The following is a 15,073-nucleotide window of genomic DNA, read 5'->3' as shown; positions in this document are numbered from 1 at the left end:
CCCCCCCCCCCCCCCCCCCCCCCCCCCCCCCCCCCCCCCCCCCCCCCCCCCCCCAAGCCACTGGTCGAGATCGGAGTCTGCTTGCGCTCCAGGTAATCCAGCCCCTCCTGCAGCGAATGGTGGATCTGCCCCAACGTCAGCGCCAGCCCGTGAGTGGTCAGCAGCAGCGCCGAGACCAGGCCGGTCGCGCTGATCGGGGTGACGCGCTGAATCCGCCACGCCACCTCGATTGCCATCTTCTGCATGGCCAGCCGCTTGGCGTCCGGGTCCATCTCGCCCTCGGGCGACCCGAGGTATTGGCGCATGGAGACCGCCTCGGGGAACCGCACATAGATCTTGCCGTAGTTGCGTTCGCCCTGCGCCTTGATGAACCGGTACAGCCAGCCGAGCCCCTCCGGAGTCTTCTCTCCCCCACGGGCGTATGCGGCGTATTCGGCGGTCTCGTGCAGCTGATCGAAGCTGATCGAAACACCTTGCAGCAAAACATCTTCCGTGCGATCTTCCAGGTAGGCATCGGCGACGTAGGTCATCAGCCCCAGTTTCGGGGGCAGCATCTTCCCGGTGCGCGAACGGGTTCCCTCGATCGACCAGCTCAGGTTGAACCGCTTCTCCATGACGTAGCCGACGTACTCCTTGAGCACGTACTTGTACAGCGGGTTGCCGCCGATGCTGCGTCTGATGAAGATGACCCCGGAGCGCCGCAGCAGCGGCCCCATCAATCCGAAAGACAGGTTGATTCCAGCGAATACGTGCACCGGTGGCAGTCGGTTCTCCTGCATGGCCACCGGCATGACCGCACCGTCGATGTAGGACCGGTGCGAGAACAGCAACACGGCGGGGTGGCTCTCCAGCGCCGTGCGCAGCGCGGCGACCTGATACTCGTCGTAGTCGATGTCGGGGTCGAACCCGCGGCTGAGCAATCGGGTGAGCACGCTCACCAGGTCCACCGAAACCCGGCTCCAACCGGTGGACAACTCGTCGAGCATCTTGCCGGCCTCATCGAGACTGGCACCCGGGATGGCCTCGAGTCCTTCCCGAAATCGGGTGGACGCCAAGATCTCCGGCTTCACCAGACGCGGTGATTTGTACTGCGGACCCAGAATCCGGTACTCGGCGCGCTCCAGCGCCAACGTCGCGCGCCGGGTCACGTAGTGCGCGAAATCGCGGGGGTTCTCACCGACGGTGTCCTCACTCCACTGGCGGCGCATCTCGGCGACCCGGGCCGGCTCACCGACCACTACCTTCGACAGCGACGACTCGGTGCGCACGATCAGCCGCTGCTGGCGCTCACTGGGCCGGTAGGGATTACGGCCCGGCAGCAGCGCGGCCACCCGGGACAGCGCCGACGCCCCGGCGCGCGGCATCCAGAACACCCGCACCGGCAGGATCGACCGCTGTTCGTCGCGTTCCAGTTGCCCGACCAGTGCCGCCATCTCCGCGGGCAGCCGCTCGGACCGGTCCAGTTGCAGCAGCTCGACGCGGGTATCGGGGTGCGCCTGGCGGTAATGCTTCAACCACTTCTGAACGAGGCTGGCCTCTACCTGCGACGACGCGAACGCCAGCACCAGGGTCTCAGTTGCGGTGGACGGATCCGCGGCGGGCGGGGCGGTCACGGCCGCCCCTTCGGGTTGGGCTGCGCCTTCTTGGCCGGCACTTTCTTAGCCGGAGCCTTCTTGACGGCCGCCTTCTTGGCAGGCGCCTTCTTGGCAGGCGCCTTCTTGGCCGGAGTTCTCTTGGCGGGCTTGACCTTCCACTCCGGCAGCTCGTCGACCGGCCAGTCGGCCAGGGTGTCGAGGTAGAGCTGGCGCACCTCGGCGATCCGCTCGTTGAGATTGTCCACTGTCCAGTCTTCAACCGAGATCGCCGGAAACACTGCGACATCCACGGTTCCGGGGTTGACGCTGATCGAGTCCCGGGCGGCGACCACCTCGGCGTTGCGGATCACGATCGGGACGATCGGGATTCCGGCGGCCATCGCGATCCGGAACGGCCCCTTCTTGAACGGCCCCACCTCGGTGGTGTCGTTCCGGGTGCCCTCCGGTGCGATCACCACCGACAGGCCTCGCTTGGCGCGTTCTTCGACGTCGTGCAGGGACTCCACCGCGGCGGCTGCGTCGTCGCGGTCGATGAACACCATCTCGGTGAGCTTGCCCAGCGGGCCGGCGATCGGGTCTCGTTCGAGTTCCTTCTTGCCGACACTGACCCAGTTGTCGCGCACCAGCGATGCGCTGATGACCGGGTCGACCTGATTGCGGTGGTTGAAGATGAACACCGCCGGCCGGGTCGCGGTGAGATTCTCCTTGCCGATCACGTTGAGCCGCACGCCGTTCAGAGTCAACAGCAGGTGCGGGAAGAACGCGGTGAAGAAGTTGACGCCGCGGCGCCGGCTGCCACTGAGCAGGCCCAGTCCGATCGCCCCCGCACCGACGGGAACCATTGACCCGAGGCCGGCCAGGTTGCGCAGCTGACCGACCACACTGCTGCCCCGGCTGGAGAACTGCAGGATCGGCCAGCCCCGCTTGCGGGCCACCGAGGCCATCTTGCCCTCGGGGTTGGTCGGCCGCGGGTTGCCCACCAGGTGCATCAGCGCGACGTCCTCGTCGCCGTCGGCGTAGAAGTAGCTGTCCTGCAGGTCGATGCCGTTGGCCGCGGCGAACTTCTGTACCGCTGCGGCTTTCCCCGGCCCCCACAGGATCGGCTCCACCACCTCCCCGGTGAGCGCACCGTCCTCATCGGTCACGAATGCGTTGGTGAGGGTGTTGGTGATGCCCAGGAAACGGGCCACCGGCTCGACTTGAATGGTCAGCGCCGAAGAACTGAGCACCACGGTGTGACCGCGCGCCTGGTGCGCCCGGACCACTTCGCGCATCTCCGGGTAGATCCGCTTGGCGATCTTCTGGACGAACAGCCGCTCGCCGATCTCGTCGAGGTCGGTGATCGAACGCCCGCGCAACGCGGAAGACGCGGCGGTGATGAGGTCTTCGAACTCGATGCGGCCGAGCTGGTGGTTGAGCCCGGCCTGGATCATGCCGAACAACTCCCCCAACCCCATGTCGCGGCTGCGAAACCGCTCGCGGGTGAGGATGACCGCGGTGAAGCCGGCCACCAGAGTGCCGTCGAGGTCGAAGAAAGCGCCGATCTTCGGGCCCGGTGGGCTGGCCGCGATCTCGGCCACCGATCCGGGTAGACGCATGTCCCGCGGCGGCGGCGTGCGGTCGTCGCTCATGGCCGCACCCCCGGGTCGAAGGATGCCGCCACGCAGTGCGGGGCGGGTTCACCGGCCAGTGCGAGCACCTCGTCGAATCCCTCGACCAGGCAACGGGTGAACAGGTTCTCGTCGCGCACCGCGGCGCGGTCGTAACGGACCGTGATGCTGCACTCGCCACCGCGCGAGATCAGCACCACCATCATCGCCACCCCAGGCAGTGGACCGATTCCGTAGTGCCGCAACACCTTCGCTCCGGCGATGAACGTCTCACCCGGATAGAACGCCACGTTGCTGGCCTGCACGTCGGCGGCGACCACCGATTCGGTCATCTTCTCCAGCACCGGAGACGGGAACACGCTCAGCAACGGTGCGATGGACCCGATCACGTCCATCGCGGGCTCGTCGCGGCGCTGCGTCATCTGCGCACGGATCCGCTTGATCCGCTCCACCGGGTCGATGACGCCGACCGGGGCGGCCAGGTTCACCCCGGTGAATCGATTGCCTCCGGCCGGGTCCGCCTCGGCACGCAGGTTCACCGGGATCGCCATCGGCAGCGTGGCGATGGGCACCCCCAGCGCCCGGTGGTAGCGGCCCAGCGCACCGGACAGCGCGGCCAGATAGGCGTCGTTGATCGATCCACCGCCGGCTTTGGCCGCCCGGTGCAGATCCGACAGCCGGATGTCGATCGCCTGGGTGCGGCTGCTCAGACTGCGCCGGCGCAACAGCGGCGACGGCTCGGCCGCCTGGGCCATCACCCGCGCACCCGACCGCGCGTAGTCGATGGCACCGGCCACCGCGCCCAACGGGTCGCGAACCGTTCGGGTGGCCATCGACAGCACGCCGATCAACGCGTCCCGGGTGCCGCCGAGCACCGCGGCCGGCAGGTGGTTGATGCCGTCGCGCATCAGGTCGCCCGCGGTCAGGTCCTGCGGGACCGGTTGCGGCGGCAGTTCGCGGGCCGGCGGATCGCGTTCCAGGTCATAGATCTGGCCGAACATCGCGGCGCTGCCCACCCCGTCGGTGACGGCATGGCTCAGGTGCAGCAAGGTGGCGGCCCGCCCGCCGGCCAGTCCCTCGACCAGGGTGGCCGCCCACAGTGGCCGCTGAATGTCCAGTGGGGACTGCAGACTCACCTCGGCGAGGTCGAGTACCTCACGCAATCCCCCGGGTTCGGGTACCCGGATGCGGCGGACGTGGAAATCCAGGTTGAAATCGGGGTCGACCACCCAGCGCGGCGCGGCGGTCGGCAGGGTGGGCACCACCACCTTCTGGCGCAGCCGCAGCACCCGGCGCGAGACGTTCTCGAACAGGCCCCGGAAGCGATCCCAGTCCGGTGTGGTGTCGAGCAGTTCCAGACCCATGATCCCCGAGCGGGTGCGCGGATTGGCCTCACCTCGATGCAGCAGGTAGTCGACGGCACCGAGTTCGGTGGGCAGGCCGGCCGCGTCGACGAGGTCACCCATGTGAAGCTCCCGGTTCCGCAGCCTCCACCACGCGCCCCTCCTGATTCACACTCTTCACGCGCACCATTCAACGCTAGTTGTTTGCCCATTGCGAAGGTTACCGATTTCCCAGAAACGGCCGCCGTGCGGCAAAACGAAACAACTTGTTGGCGCGCTGAATTGGAACCGGCGGTTCAGCGAGGCTCGACGAAGGAGAGCCGAAGCTGGGACCGCCGCATGAAACGGCCGGACACGGCATTGCTCAGTCGCCGCCGATACGCCACCCGCGGCGGATAAACTGGGTCCGGATTGCCTCCGTAGCTCAGGTGGATAGAGCACATGACTTCTAATCTTGTGGTCGCAGGTTCGAGTCCTGCCGGGGGCGCATCAGGATAGGGTGAGCGGATGAGTCACGAACGTACGATCTTCCTGTACACCGCCTTCATGGTTGCCCTGGTGGTGATATCTGCCGTGGTCATCTACTTCGTCGCCTGACCGGCTCGCGCGTCAAACAATATGGTGATGACGTCACCTGATCTCGTCCTGTACAGCGTCACCGGCCGGGTGGCGTTGATCACCGTCAACGATCCCGATCGCCGCAATGCGGTCACCGCCACGATGTCGGCGCAACTGCGCGCCGCCGTGCAGCGCGCCGAATCCGATCCCGATGTACACGCCGTGGTGGTCACCGGCGCCGGCCGGGCGTTCTGTGCCGGCGCGGACCTCTCGGCGCTGGGCGCCGCCACCGAGGACGGGTTGCTGGCACTCTACGACGGCTTCATGGCGGTCGCACAGTGCACGCTGCCCACCATCGCCGCGGTCAACGGCGCCGCCGTGGGCGCGGGCCTCAACCTGGCTCTGGCGGCCGACGTCCGGATCGCGGGTCCCGCAGCACTGTTCGACGCCCGCTTCCAGAAGCTCGGTATCCATCCGGGTGGCGGCGCCACCTGGATGCTGAACAGGTCGGTGGGGCCGCAGGTGGCTCGCGCCGCGCTGTTGTTCGGCATGCGCTTCGACGCCGACGCAGCGGTGCGGCACGGGCTGGCCCTGCAGGTCAGCGACGACGCGGTGGCCGCGGCGCTGGACCTGGCCGCCGGCCCCGCATCAGCGCCGCGCGATGTGGTGCTGGCGACCAAGGCCACGATGCGGGCCACCGCGAGTCCCGGTGCCATCGAGGGCGAGCAGCACGAGTTCGCCAAGCGCACCGAACTCGGCCCGCAGGCGGCCAGTGTCGAGTCACCGGAGTTCGCGGCCCGGCTTGCCGCCGCCCGGCGCAGCTGAGCTACAGATCCAGCAGCACGGTATCCGGGTTCTCGATCAGATCCCGTAGCGCACAAAGGAATTCGGCAACCTGGGCGCCGTCGGCCACCCGATGGTCGAACGCGCAGGTCAGCCTCATCTGCGGACGGACCACGACGGTGTCACCGACGGCCGCCGGGCGTGGTTTGAGCGAGCCCATGCCCAGGATGGCCGCTTCGGGGTAGTTGATCACCGGCACGCCGTCGTCGATTCCGAGTGCGCCGAAGTTGGACACCGTGAACGTCGAACCCTGTAGCTCGGTGGGCGCCAGCGTGCCGGCCCGCGCCCCGGTGATCAGCCGCGCCACCTCATCGGCCAGCTCTCTGGTGGTTTTGCGGTCGGCGTCGAACACCACCGGCACCAGCAGGCCGCGGGGCGCGGCCACTCCGAAGCCCAGGTGTATCGCGTGGTGGGTGCGGATCGATGGCCCCTCGGCCGCGTCGATCCAGGTCGCGTTGAGCACCGGATGCCTTCGCAGGACGACGATCAGCAGCCGCAGCGTCAGCACGAACGGAGTGATCGCCGTCTGGCCCGACGTGGCGGCGAGGCGATCGCTAAGCTGCAGGAGGTTGACGCAGTCCACCTGCACGCTGGCGTGCGCATCGGGAATACTGCTGCGGGACAGCGTCATCCGCTTCGCCATCGCGGCCTGGACCGGCGTCACCGGATGTTCGTCGACCTCAGTATTGCGGCTGCCGGCGGCTGCCCGCACACCGTCGGCGGTGATCACCCCGCCGGGGCCCGGCGCCACAGCGTTCAGGTCGACTCCCAGTTCGGCGGCGAGCTTTCGGGCGGCCGGTTTGGCCTTGGGCCGCCCGCTGGCGGTGCAGGTGCGGCGGCTGGTGTCGAAGGCGTCGTCGGCCCCGTAGCCGACCAGAACCGGTGTGCGCCCGTCGGCGTCGGTGTCGATGCACACCAGGGGCGCCCCGACGGCAAGCACGGCACCTTCGGCACCGCCCAGCTCGAGCACCCGTCCGGCGAACGGACTGGGGATCTCCACCTCGGCTTTGGCCGTCTCTACGGTGCACAGCACCGCATTGAGCTCCACCTGATCGCCCACGGCGACGTTCCACTTGGTCAGGATCACCTCTTCGAGGCCCTCGCCGAGATCGGGGACGGCGAACGTCTGGGCGCTCATGGCAGCTCCAGGACGCGCTGGACGAGGTCCAACAGCCGGTCCGGCCCGGGCAACCAGAGCCGTTCCAGCCGCGCCGGTGGATAGGGGGTGTCGAAACCACTGGCGCGCAAGACCGGTGCCTCCAACTCGTAGAACAGTTCCTCGGAGATGCGCGCCGCCAGCTCGGCCCCGTAGCCGAGGTTGCGCGGGCCCTCGTGCAACACCACACACCGCCCGGTGCGGCGCACCGATGCCGCGACGGTGTCGAAGTCGAGCGGGACCAGCGAGCGCAGGTCGACGACCTCCAGGCTCCACCCGTGTTCTTGGGCGGCGATCTCCGCAGCCGACAGTGCGGTCGCCACCCCGCCGCCGTAGGTGAGCACCGTGACGTCGGTACCGGAACGGCGCACCGCGGCGCACCCGATGCCCGGCGCGGGGTGTTCGGTGTCCACGGCCCCGCGGACCCAGTACCGTCGCTTGGGTTCTAAGAACATCACCGGGTCGGGAGTGGCGATGGCGTGCCGCAGCAGCCAGTACGCATCCGACGGGTCGGCGGGGACCACCACCTTCAGGCCGGCGGTGTGCGCCCAGTAGGTCTCGGTGGACTCCGAATGATGTTCGGCGGCACCGATTCCCCCGAACGACGGAATGCGCACGGTGACCGGCATGGGCACCGCGCCGCGGGTTCGGGTCCGGTACTTGGCCAGGTGGCTGACCACCTGATCCAGGGCAGGGTAGCTGAACCCGTCGAACTGGATCTCCGGCACCGGAACGAATCCGCGGACCGCCATGCCGATGGCGATGCCGATCACCGCGGATTCGGCCAGCGGCGTGTCGAAACAGCGTTGTTCTCCGAAGGTTTCGGTCAGGCCTTCGGTCACCCGGAACACCCCGCCCTGCACGCCGACGTCGGTGCCGAACACCAGGACTCGTCGATCGGCGTCCATCGCGTCGCGCAGCGCCTGGTTGAGCGCGGCCACCATGGTCAGCTGGCCGGTGGTCGCGCCGTTGCGGGGTTGGGCCGACGGTGTTTCCGGCCGGGTGGGCGGCTCCAGGATCTGGGTCATCAGCGCTCCCTGGCCAATTCGGCGTGCAGCGCGCGTCGCTGCTGCTGCAGTTCCGGGGTGATCTCGGCGAACACCGCGGTGAAGACCTCCTCGACGTCGATGTCGCCGGCGCCGACGGTGGCCTCCCTTAATTCGGTGCGCAGCCGCTTGGCCCGTGCGTCGAGCCGGTCCTGCAGGCGCTGCGACCAGATCCCGATGTTGTTCAGGTAGGCCCGGTAACGCGGGATCGGATCCAATGCGGCCCACTGTTCGACCTCGGCACTGCTGCGGTAACGGGTCGGGTCATCGGAGGTGGTGTGCGGGCCGAGCCGGTAGGTGACGGCCTCGATCAATGTCGGCCCGCCGCCGTTGCGGGCCCGCTCGGCCGCCTCGGCCATCACCGCGTAGCAGGCCAGTGGATCATTGCCGTCCACCCGGATGCCGGGCATGCCGTAGCCGATCGCCTTGTGCGCCAGCGACGGTGCGGTGGTCTGCTTGTGCAGCGGTACCGAGATGGCCCACTGGTTGTTCTGCACGTAGAACACACACGGGGCGGCGAACACCGCGGCGAAGTTGAGCGCCTCGTGGACGTCGCCCTCGCTGGTGGCGCCGTCGCCGACGAACGCGACGGTGGCGGAGTGTTCGTCGAGGCGCTGCGCGGCCATCGCCGCACCGACCGCGTGCAGCGCCTGGGTGCCGATCGGAACGCAGATGGGCGCACAGTTCTTCGCGGTGAACTCCAGGCCGCCGTTCCAGGTTCCGCGCCAGGCGGCCGCGACGTGCCAGGCCGGAATGCCCCGGGTGAGGAAGACCCCCAGTTCGCGGTACTGCGGGAACAGCCAGTCGGTCTTGTGCAGCGGTGCCGTGGCGCCGACCTGCGCCGCCTCCTGGCCGCGGCAGGACGCATACAGCGCCAACTCTCCCTGCCGCTGCAGGTTGACCAGTTCGACGTCGAGCTCACGGGTGAGCACCATCTGCTCGTAGAGCCAGCTCAGGGTCTCTTCGGGGAGGTTCCGGCTGTAGCGTTGCTCGCCGGTGGGAGCGCCGTCGGGCCCGATCAGCTGCACAGGGTCGAGGTCGACCTGCGGACCGGTTATGCCTGGCAGCTGGCCCATGCGAGCCTCCTTGTGACGCTGCTCTCATTATGCCAGCTGTCGCGCGGGGACCTCGGTGATCTGATTCGGCGTGGCTGTTCGTCGAATGTGCGGTTTGGTAGGCCGCCAGGCGCGTGCCGCGTACCAAACCGCACGCTCGGCGCGTCGCCGCTATTGCCTGAACTACCCCGAGACCTCGAAGATGCCGTGCGCCCCGTTCTCGGCGTGCCGCATGTCGTGATCCATGAACGGATAGTGGCCGGCTTCGGGGAAGGTCATCTCGACGAAACCGCCCTGGGCGGGCGCCAGATCCAGTGCCTGGGAGCCACCGGGATCGTTCGGGCGCAACAGCCAGGCGCCTTCCTTGTAGACGGTGTCGAACTGGGTCCCGACGACATGGAAGGCGAGCGAGTCGCCCGGCCCGGCGTTGACGACCCAGACCCGCACCCGCTCACCGGTGCGAGCCGATAGCGGGGCGTGCATGTATTGCGCCGCGGTGCCGTTGAACATCCAGCCGTCGGGCTGCCCGGCGCGGATCGCGGCGGTCTTGGCGTCGCCGTCCGGCGGGCCCGCGTACAGCTGGGCGCCGACCAGCGCGTACTCCCGGTCGACCGGCGGCAGGCCGGGCGGGTCGATGATCACCGCGCCGTACATGCCGTTGGCGATGTGCAGGGTCATCGGCGGTGTGCTGCAGTGGTACAGCCACGCCCCGGCCCGGCGCGCGGTGAACCGGTAGACGAGGCGCTCCCCCGGATTCAGCGTGCGCATCGGTTGGTCGGGGGCGAGCGCGCCGGCGTGAAAGTCGATGCCGTGGCCCATGGTCGCGTCGTTGATGAGGGTGATCTCGAAGGTGTCGCCGACCTTGCCGTGCAGCGTCGGTGCCGGCTCGACGCCGCCGAATGTCCAGCGGACCTCGCGGCGGCCGGGCGCGACCTCCAGTTCCCGGTCGATGGCGCGCAACTCCACCCGGTGCACACCGGGGGTAGCCGGAGCCAGCACCGCGTCGTGGGGCGTCCAGCCCGGCGACGGATCGGCGGCCAGATCCAGGGTCATCGGTGCGGGCGTACTGCCGCCATGCCCGCCGCCGGAATGCTCATGCCGCGGGACGCCGCCGACGGCGTGAATCGTCATCGTCATGCCCGCGGCCTTATGGCCGGGTACATCGCACCACACGTCCCGGTCTTGTTGCACCACACCGAGATCGAGTACCGCGGTCTGGCCGCGGGTCAGCCGCGGGGTGTGTTCGCCGGTGTCCACTCGCAGGTCGTGCGGCAGTCCGTCGGCGTTGGTGACCCGCAGCACCAGCCGGGTTCCGGCCGGCACGTCGATGACGTCCGGCGAGAAGCGCATGTTGTTCAACGTCACCTCGACGGTGTGGGCCGCACCGGAGACGGCCGCTGCCCCCGACGGTGCCGGGGCGCCCATTCCCAGCGCCAGCGCCGCGGAGACCGCCACCAGCGACGCCACCGCAACCCCGGCCGTCACCGCCTTCGGATGCGACCTCATTGCCTCGGGGTCTAGGGGTCCACGCAGCGCCACCGGCAGCGCCAGCCGAAGGGCTAACAGCAGGAATCCGGCGACCGCGACGGCGGCCAGCACCCAGCCGATCACCGGGACCACGCCGTGCCACGGCCCGGCCACCAGCGGCACGGCGACGTTGATCGCGCCCACCCGCACCTGCCAGCCCTGGTCCAGATAGGCGATGGCGGCCTTGCGTATCGGCGGGCCGTGGGCCACCAGAACCGGCAGCAGTTGGCTCAACGCACCCATCAGGATCTGGGCGACGAAGCCCACCGCCAGCAGCGGCAACAGGGTGTGCTCGACGAATGCCGGCAACCCCTCGGTGGATCGAGCCGCGATCAGGCCGACCGCCTCGACCACCACCGCGATTCCGAGCCAGCAGATCGCGCCGACCATCATCCAGGCAGCCGAGCCGGTGAAGCTGCGGCCCGGCCACAGCCCGACGACGGCGACGACGACGCCTGCCGCGTAGCCGGCCAGCCCCGCGACCGTCACCCACCAGCTGCCGGCCAGCAGGCCCACCACGGCCACACCCAGTCCGGCCGCCAGCACCGGCAGCGCCCGATGTGCCATCGCATAGCTGCGGTCGGTGATCTTCTCTCGGATTGTTGTGGGCCACAGGGTGAAAAGCGTGCCCACCACGGTCAGCCCGATCCAGCCGTAGAGCATGACGTGCACGTGGGTGGTCCACAACCGCGGATACCACGTGGCAACGTCGTTGAAGCCCAGCGCCATCGCCGCGCCGACGGCCGATCCGATCAGCAGCGCCGTCAGCGCGGCCAGGTAGAAGCTGATCAGGTAGTCGAAGCGCGCGGACAGCGCCTTCTTCTTCATGCCGAACAGCTCGACGCCGTGGGCGACGGCGACCACGGCCACCACCGCCCCACCGAGACCGGTCAGCGCCATGGCACCCAGGGCGACACCGCCGAGCGCGGCGATCACGCCGGTGTTGAGCACCGCCAGCTTGGCCACCAGGTGCCAGTGCGGCGGGTCGGGCACCCGGCACAGGGTCGGGGTGAAGTGTCCCGACCAGATGACGATCGCGTTGGTAGCCGCACCGAGCAGCAGGGCATGTACCGGCAGCCAGATCGGGTGCGCAATCGCGTCGTGCGCCAGCAACAGCGTCACCGCGACGACCAGCCAGCCCAGGATCACGATGTTCGAGCCCAGGAACACCGGCCCGCGCGGTCCGCCCCTGCGGCGCGGCGCGATGGGCGGCGCGGGTGACGGCGCCATGCCTGGTGCAACGACGGGCACCGACGGCTGCCCCCACTGGATCATGCTCGCCAGGCTACGGTGGCCGCACCGCTAGGCGAAAGTGACCTTAGACATCGATAGCCATCAGTCGACGACGAATCGGTTTCGGTAGTCGCTCAGTCGGGTTGCCACCTCGTCGGCATCGAGGCCCAGATCGGCGGGCCGGTAGTCCACTGCGCCATAGCGCCCCCGCGGGTGATCGCCGCGGAACTGCGTCATCGCTTCTTTCGCCCGGGCGTCGAGCGGCTGACCGGCGAGCTCGTAGACGGCGGCGACGGTACCGTCCTCGTCGGCCATGAAGTCCTCGAAGCGCACGTCGATCGACTGTGCCGCCGGCAGCACCTCGCGGTCACGAAGGCATCCGGTGAGCAGGTCATCGGCCCGGTCCAGCCAGTACTTCGAGATCTTGACCGGGTCGGGACGGTCGCAGCTCATCCGCGCAGCGTAGCTGATCATCGTTGCCATCGACCGCGTCACCTCGACCGGATCACGATGGGTGACAACGAAAGTGGCATCCGGGAAGGTGGCGTACAGCGCGGGGAACTGCTCCAGATGTTGCGGCGATTTGAGCACCCAGCGGGTGCCGCCGCGCAGCCACTGCAACGCCTGCAGCGTGCGCTTCATATACGCGTACGACGCACTCTGATCATGGGTCTTGTAGTGCTGCGCGAAAGCCGGTAGGTGGTAACTGCATTCGAAGAGCATTCCGGAGATGTCGTTGGCCAGCAGCTGGATCTCTTCGTGCGCGTGGTCGACGGTCATGTCGTGCATGCGTTTGAAGTCGGGCATCGAGGTGTTGATCAGGTCCAGGCCGACTCCGCAGCGGTCACGCCGGGCCTGCGGATCGGCTTCGCCCGGAGTGGCGACCGGCTCCATGCTCTCCCAGTACGGCAGGTACCGCAATGCGGGATCGGCGGCGATCAGGTTGTGCAGGTGGGTGGTTCCGGTGCGCGGCAGCCCGCAGATGATGATCGGCCGTTCGATCTGGACGCGTTCGATCTCGGGGTTCGTCGCGATCAGGTCTTCCAGTCGAAGCCGGTTGACCAGGTGGCCCACCAATTGTTCGAAGGCCATCGCGCGGCCGACCGCGGACAGGTCGGCATCGGTGATCAGCGATTCGCACAGGACCTCGATGCGTTCGCGGAATGCGTTGTCGCCCCAATTGTTCAGGCCCGTTCGTTGGGCCGCGGCGTCGAGCAGTGCCTCCGGTGTCAGTTGCAGTACCGCACCGTAGCCCGCCAGGCCGTCGCGCATCGGGGCGGCCGCGGCGGGAAAGACCGGGTCGGCCAGATCGTCGAGCCGAATCGCGGCGGGGCGCGTGGCGGCGCTCACGACGCCAGCTCGGCGACGTCGACGACCCGACAGTTCAGCGGGTCGGGAGTGGCTTCGGGCAGGAACCAGCGCAACCAGATCAGGCCCTTCGACCGGCCCGCGGTGGACACCCAGTTCGGGTGCCCGGGATCGGTCTCGCTGATCACGATCTGCCACGATCCGTCCGGCGCGTAGCTGACGTGTGCATCGTTGATCGTGACTCGTTCACGGGTGTAGTCGTAGGTGTGCAGGAACGGATTCCACAGGCACAGGTTCCAGAACACGCACTCCGGTGAGGTGCCCTCGATGACCAGCGCCTGGCCCGGCTGCAAGTCGTAGGCCCCCATCGAATAGGCCGCATCGCCGGCGGCCCAGCCGACCGTGCGACTGGGCACCGGGTAGGGCTCCTGAAGTACGTTGGCCGGCAACCGGACCGGTGCCATGGCGGCCTGCTCGCGAATCCAGGTCCGGGCCGCACGCATCCGCCGGCTCAGGTCGGCGGGGCTGTCGGGGCGCCGCGGCGTGTCGTCGAGCGCCTCGATCTTCCACTGCGTCCGGCGGCCGGTCTCAGGTTCGGTGAGGTAGTCGCGGGTCAGGATGAACACGGCGTCGGGCTCCAATTTGAGCCGATTGCCCTGCTGCTCCTGGGCACTGATGACGAACTCGAAGTCACCGCCGGAATCGCAGCCCAGATCGCGGTCATTGATGGTGTCGATGATGCGGTCGCTGTAGCGGCCGTCGTCGGGGCCGCCGTAGACGGTCATGGACAGGTAGACGGCGTCGCCGCGGTTGCCGGTGACCCGGTAGCTGCGAGCGGGGTCGATCGGCGCCAGCTGGTAGAAGGCGTCCGAATTGTCGCCTCCCCATTTGAGGTAGGGGCCGATCACATCGGTCAGGATCGGCTTGTCCGCGTCGCCCCAGATGTAGGCCTCGGAGGCCACCCGCAGCAGGCTCAACGCCCAGCGGTAGCCGTCGAGGATGTCAGCCTGCTCCAGCGGCGGATCGGCGCCCAGCAGGCGCTGCTCGACGGCACGAACCTCGTCGAGCAGGCCTGAATACGCCTGGGAAAGCTCCGCCAACTCAGTCATCGTGTTTCTCCTTCTTTCTCAATCCGCGCAGCAGCAGCGAGCACAGCCGGTCGGCGGCGTCGGCGACGCTCTCGGCGGCCAGGACCTGGGTGATGTAGAAGCTGGTGCCGACCATTGCGTCGTAGGCCATCTCGATATCGGTGTCGGCGTCCAGCACGCCCTGCTCGATACCGGCGTGGACCAGCGCACCGAACGCGGTGCGGGTCTTCTCGTCGAGCAGCTGTTGGGTCCGGATGAACAGTTCCGGATCGCGGTGGCGGTCGGCCAGGATGCCCAGTGCCGCAGCGGCGACGTCCGGTGCGCGCCAGAACGCGAAGACACCGGTGACGAGCTGGCGAAGGTCGGATTCGAAGTCACCCGAGCTGGTCAGTACGTCGTCGACCTCGGCGGCACCGAAGACGGCGTCGAATACCAGGTGGGTCTTCGAGGGCCAGCGCCGGTAGACGGTGGGGCGGCTGACGTCCGCCTCGCGGGCGATCGCCTCGATGGACACCTGCTCGTAGCCATCGCGGGCCAGCAGCAGCCGGGCGGCCTCGGTGATGGCCTGCTCGGTGCGTGGATCCCGCGGGCGCCCGCGGCCGGCCGGGCCGGGTTCCGGGCCGGACGTCACTGCCGCACCCTGCGTCGTCGACGACTCACGCCTAAACAGTTACATTACGTAACGTAATTAGTCAATGATCGGTCGATGGC

The 15,073-nt window shown here is 68.5% G+C and carries 11 protein-coding genes and 1 tRNA gene; 2 read left to right on the top strand and 10 right to left on the bottom strand.

The genetic code is table 11. The features are described 5' to 3' along the window. The 3 genes from K6T84_RS22050 to K6T84_RS22040 form a co-directional block, all read right to left on the bottom strand. Positions 1–1,613 (bottom strand): glycerol-3-phosphate 1-O-acyltransferase (locus K6T84_RS22050; RefSeq protein ID WP_329786846.1); only part of this gene is annotated, 1,613 nt, incomplete at its 3' end. After that, the gene (locus K6T84_RS22045; protein ID WP_224865129.1) at positions 1,610–3,226 is read right to left on the bottom strand and encodes an HAD-IB family hydrolase/lysophospholipid acyltransferase family protein; all 1,617 of its coding nucleotides are present in this window, start codon (positions 3,224–3,226) and stop codon (positions 1,610–1,612) included. The genes K6T84_RS22050 and K6T84_RS22045, both read right to left, overlap by 4 nt. Then, positions 3,223–4,671 (bottom strand): wax ester/triacylglycerol synthase family O-acyltransferase, encoded by a 1,449-nt coding sequence (locus K6T84_RS22040; protein ID WP_225401735.1) that lies wholly within the window; start codon positions 4,669–4,671, stop codon positions 3,223–3,225. Before K6T84_RS22040 ends, K6T84_RS22045 begins: the two co-directional genes overlap by 4 nt. A 290-nt stretch (positions 4,672–4,961) precedes the next feature. Between K6T84_RS22040 and K6T84_RS22035 the strand changes: the two genes are divergently transcribed. Together K6T84_RS22035 and K6T84_RS22030 are read left to right on the top strand one after the other, a co-directional pair. Next, positions 4,962–5,035, top strand: a tRNA-Arg gene (locus tag K6T84_RS22035). A 137-nt stretch (positions 5,036–5,172) separates the two neighbouring features. Further along, positions 5,173–5,931 carry an enoyl-CoA hydratase gene (locus tag K6T84_RS22030; RefSeq protein ID WP_224865127.1) on the top strand — a complete coding sequence of 253 codons (759 nt, stop codon included), beginning with the start codon at positions 5,173–5,175 and terminating at the stop codon, positions 5,929–5,931. A 1-nt stretch (position 5,932) separates the two neighbouring features. On the opposite strand, the gene K6T84_RS22025 is transcribed toward K6T84_RS22030, so the two are convergent. From K6T84_RS22025 to K6T84_RS21995, 7 genes are all read right to left on the bottom strand, one after another. Continuing rightward, on the bottom strand, positions 5,933–7,087 hold the full coding sequence (locus K6T84_RS22025; RefSeq protein WP_225401734.1) for a dihydrolipoamide acetyltransferase family protein: 1,155 nt from the start codon (positions 7,085–7,087) through the stop codon (positions 5,933–5,935). Then, a complete protein-coding gene (locus K6T84_RS22020) occupies positions 7,084–8,133 on the bottom strand; it encodes an alpha-ketoacid dehydrogenase subunit beta (protein WP_224865125.1) in 1,050 nt (349 codons plus the stop codon). The genes K6T84_RS22025 and K6T84_RS22020 overlap by 4 nt, the downstream gene beginning before the upstream one ends. Further along, positions 8,133–9,227 (bottom strand): pyruvate dehydrogenase (acetyl-transferring) E1 component subunit alpha, encoded by a 1,095-nt coding sequence (pdhA, locus tag K6T84_RS22015; RefSeq protein ID WP_225401733.1) that lies wholly within the window; start codon positions 9,225–9,227, stop codon positions 8,133–8,135. Before pdhA ends, K6T84_RS22020 begins: the two co-directional genes overlap by 1 nt. A gap of 162 nt (positions 9,228–9,389) precedes the next feature. Continuing rightward, entirely contained in the window at positions 9,390–12,008 is a 2,619-nt protein-coding gene (locus K6T84_RS22010; protein ID WP_225401732.1) for a multicopper oxidase domain-containing protein, read from the bottom strand. Positions 12,009–12,068: 60 nt separating this feature from the next. After that, entirely contained in the window at positions 12,069–13,316 is a 1,248-nt protein-coding gene (locus K6T84_RS22005) for a sulfotransferase family protein (protein WP_225401731.1), read from the bottom strand. Beyond that, a complete protein-coding gene (locus K6T84_RS22000; RefSeq protein WP_224865121.1) occupies positions 13,313–14,383 on the bottom strand; it encodes a DUF1214 domain-containing protein in 1,071 nt (356 codons plus the stop codon). Before K6T84_RS22000 ends, K6T84_RS22005 begins: the two co-directional genes overlap by 4 nt. Continuing rightward, positions 14,376–14,993, bottom strand: a complete 618-nt coding sequence (locus K6T84_RS21995) for a TetR/AcrR family transcriptional regulator (protein WP_224865120.1) — start codon at positions 14,991–14,993, stop codon at positions 14,376–14,378. The genes K6T84_RS22000 and K6T84_RS21995 overlap by 8 nt, the downstream gene beginning before the upstream one ends. Between the last annotated feature and the right edge of the window lie 80 nt (positions 14,994–15,073).

This window comes from Mycobacterium zoologicum, assembly GCF_020181635.2.
Lineage (GTDB): Bacteria > Actinomycetota > Actinomycetes > Mycobacteriales > Mycobacteriaceae > Mycobacterium > Mycobacterium zoologicum.
Note: the sequence above shows the minus strand (reverse complement) of the source record. Positions and strands in the feature narration are given on the sequence as shown.

Excerpts from the sequence above, each read along its gene's own strand:
- K6T84_RS22045 (WP_224865129.1), bottom strand. The coding sequence starts at position 3,226 with ATGAGCGACGACCGCACGCCGCCGCCGCGGGACATGCGTCTACCCGGA.
- K6T84_RS22040 (WP_225401735.1), bottom strand. The coding sequence starts at position 4,671 with ATGGGTGACCTCGTCGACGCGGCCGGCCTGCCCACCGAACTCGGTGCC.
- K6T84_RS22030 (WP_224865127.1), top strand. The coding sequence starts at position 5,173 with ATGACGTCACCTGATCTCGTCCTGTACAGCGTCACCGGCCGGGTGGCG.
- K6T84_RS22025 (WP_225401734.1), bottom strand. The coding sequence starts at position 7,087 with ATGAGCGCCCAGACGTTCGCCGTCCCCGATCTCGGCGAGGGCCTCGAA.
- K6T84_RS22020 (WP_224865125.1), bottom strand. The coding sequence starts at position 8,133 with ATGACCCAGATCCTGGAGCCGCCCACCCGGCCGGAAACACCGTCGGCC.
- pdhA (WP_225401733.1), bottom strand. The coding sequence starts at position 9,227 with ATGGGCCAGCTGCCAGGCATAACCGGTCCGCAGGTCGACCTCGACCCT.
- K6T84_RS22010 (WP_225401732.1), bottom strand. The coding sequence starts at position 12,008 with ATGATCCAGTGGGGGCAGCCGTCGGTGCCCGTCGTTGCACCAGGCATG.
- K6T84_RS22000 (WP_224865121.1), bottom strand. The coding sequence starts at position 14,383 with ATGACTGAGTTGGCGGAGCTTTCCCAGGCGTATTCAGGCCTGCTCGAC.